Origin of the sequence: Collinsella tanakaei (genome assembly GCF_016900375.1) — a bacterium.
Classification (GTDB): Bacteria; Actinomycetota; Coriobacteriia; order Coriobacteriales; family Coriobacteriaceae; genus Collinsella.
This window is the reverse complement of record NZ_JACJKB010000033.1, coordinates 1-3,124: the sequence shown is the minus strand read 5'-3', so window position 1 is coordinate 3,124 and position 3,124 is coordinate 1. Positions and strand designations below refer to the sequence as shown.

The following is a 3,124-nucleotide window of genomic DNA, read 5'->3' as shown; positions in this document are numbered from 1 at the left end:
AGGAGAAAGACGTATGACAGCTTGCGTCAACAGGAAGCACACCAAGAAGGTGGCCGCCGTCGTGACCGCGTCCCTGGTGGGCGCGCTCAGCCTCGGCGTGGCCCCCGTGGCCGCGATGGCGACCGAGGGCATCGAGCTGCAGGCGTACGACGAGTCCAACGTCGACGGCGCCACCCCCGAGTACGAGAGCGCCCAGACCACTTTCTACTACAACGGCAAGGGTCAGGGCCGCGTCCCGTCCAAGGTGACCGACGACGCCGGCGTCGAGCACAAGGCCTACCTGCGCGACGACTCCGCGCTCATCGACGGCGAGTTCTACTACTACTACGTTCACTACGATCAGATCGGCTCGGGCAGCACGGTTTCGTCCAACGGCGTGACCGTCCAGCGCTACGATGGCGGCAAGCTGGTCGATCTTAAGGGCACGAGCGTCAAGGCCAGCGGCAAGTACGCCATGCCCTCCGCCAAGGGCGACTACGCCGTCGTCATCGCCCAGTGGAAGGGCGGCGACTGGTACCTGCGCGGCATCGCCGACACCTTCAGCATCGTCGGCTTCTCCCTCGACGACGCCGTGCTGGTCGACGGCAAGGACGCCACCGACACCACCTTCGAGTTCAGCCCCGAGGCCGGCAAGAACAACGGCGCCGCCTGGGCCGCGCGCCTCGGCGTCGCGGTCGAGGGCCACATCCTCGATGCGGGCGACGACTACACCATGACGATCGTCGACAAGACCACCGGCGCGGACATGAGCGGCACCGCCCTCACCCCCGGCGTCTGGTACCAGGCGGTCATCGACGGCACCCGCGCCGGCGACTACGAGGGCCACAAGGTCATCGACTTCCAGACCGAGAAGCTCGACCTCGCTGACGCCTCCGTCATCGGCAAGACCCTTCTGAGCACCGGTTCCCAGAAGCCCAGCGACAGCCTGACGGTCAAGGACCTCATCCAGTCCATCAACGGCGTCGACAACGACGACTTCTCCAAGAACGCTTTTGAGAACAATGGCCAGGAGGGCAAGTTCCACATCGAGCTCGTCAAAACCCCCGACGGCCAGGAGTACGACGACTCCGATCTTGCTCGCGGCGCGTACACTTATCGCGTAACGGTCGACGACGACGCGACTTACGTCACCGGCACCACCGAGTTCACCGTCCTCTACGCCGATCTGAAGGCTGACATCGACTTCGCTGGCTGTGGCGACAGCACCGACACCGGAGCTGACAAGGTGAACTTCCTTGTCAACCTGTCCGAGGACAAGCCGACCTACTTCGACCTCACCCACATCCAGGTCGAGGTTAACGGCACCAAGATCAACAACTACGACACCGTCGTCTACGACGACGAGGACAACGTCGTCGACCTGCAGGGCAAGACCCAGCTCGACACCCCCGGCACCTACTACGTCGAGACCACCGTCGGCTACACCGACAAGGTGACCGGTGACTACGTCGCCGGCACCAAGGTCGCCAAGGTCGTCGTCTCCTACGGCGTCGTCCACGCCAACAGCGAGATCTTCATGACCTACAAGGGCCAGAACGTCGCGAGCACCGCGTCCGACACCTATGACGGCACCGACAAGAAGGCCAACATGGGCTTCACCGTCAAGGCCGACGGCAAGACCCTCGTCCAGGGCACCGACTACACCGTGACGATCGAGAAGCAGGCCACCGACGGCAAGCGCACCGCGGTCGAGGAGGTCGTCGACGGCGGCGTGTACATCATCACCGTCGAGGGCGTCACCTTCAACGGCTCCGCCGAGTTCACCTTCATCGTCAACGCCGTGAAGCCCGCCCACATCGTGGTCGACCACGACATCGTGACCGGCAAGGACGCGCACGGCTGCCCGACCGGCATCGTCTCCTACACCGGCGAGGCCATCGAGGCCACCTTCGGCTTCTACGGCTCCAAGGGCGCCGAGCTCGAGGGCGTTCCCGCCGACGCCTACGGCGTCGACTCCTACGACCTGGTGGAGTACAACAAGACCACCGGTGCCTGGGAGGTCGTCGAGCGCGACGTCGAGCTGAAGGACAAGGGCTTCTACCAGGCTCACATCAAGACCGCTGACGGCGTTGTCAATTACGACCTCGACGGCGTGAGCGAGGTCTTCGAGGTCACCGACGACAAGGTCTTCAACGACGTGTCCAACGACTTCTGGGCCGCCGAGGACATCTACACCGCCAACAAGAACGGCTGGATGAACGGCTACGGTTACACGGACTTCTTCGGCCCGAACGACAACATCAAGCGCGGCGACGTCGCGGTCGTCCTCTACAAGATGGCCGGCCAGCCCGAGTTCGTCGACGAGGGCAAGTACGACGAGACCACCGGCTTCAAGACCGGCTTCGGTGACGTCGATGGCAACAAGTACTACGCTGAGGCCATCCTGTGGGCCAAGGACGCCGGCATCGTCTCCGGCGACGAGGGCACTAACTGCTTCCGTCCCGACGACACGATCTCCCGTCAGGAGCTCGCCAAGATGCTCTCCGTCTATGCGGCCAAGTGCGGCGAGGACACCGCGGTCGACACCGACGAGCTGCTCGGCGCCTACGAGGACGCCGACACCGTGTCCGAGTGGGCCGAGGGCTACGTGGCCTACCTCGTCTCCGAGGGCATCATGGGCAACGAGAGCCCGCTGCGCGGCACCGACCCGATCACCCGCGCCGAGGTCGCCACGATGGTCGTCCGCCTGTCCGATGTGTTCGACTTCGACCTCATCGCCCGCTAGAACCCAGTTTCCGGTTTACTTCGCAGGCTGTCGCGAGTAATAAGTGGAAGGAGATCCCTCCCGACCGGGAGGGATCTCCTTTTGCATGCAGGCCAGACCTATGGCGATAACGGCTGGAGCCGCCCTCCCATAACGAGAGGGCGGCTCCAGCCGTAATTGCCTTCTTCGCGACAGCTTGCATCCAGTGCGTTCAAGGCCCGGGGGCCCCACGCGTCCGGGCCCCCGGGCCCGGCCCGCTTTTCAGCGGGCCGGTGCGGTCGGGAGCTAGAGGGCTGATGGCTTTACGCCTCGGGCAGCGCCTCGGGCTGGAAGCGCACGGCGATCGTGGCGACCGCGCAGCGCTGGATGTTCTGCTTGGCCCACAGCTCGTCGGTGCCCTGGCCGAAGATGCCGTTGTCG

1 protein-coding gene is annotated in these 3,124 nt (G+C 64.7%); it reads left to right on the top strand.

All coding sequences use genetic code 11. The annotated features are described in order from the left end of the window. Positions 1-13: 13 nt before the first annotated feature. Positions 14-2,725, top strand: a complete 2,712-nt coding sequence (locus H6A16_RS10430; RefSeq protein WP_204618941.1) for an S-layer homology domain-containing protein — start codon at positions 14-16, stop codon at positions 2,723-2,725. The last annotated feature ends 399 nt before the right edge of the window (positions 2,726-3,124 follow it).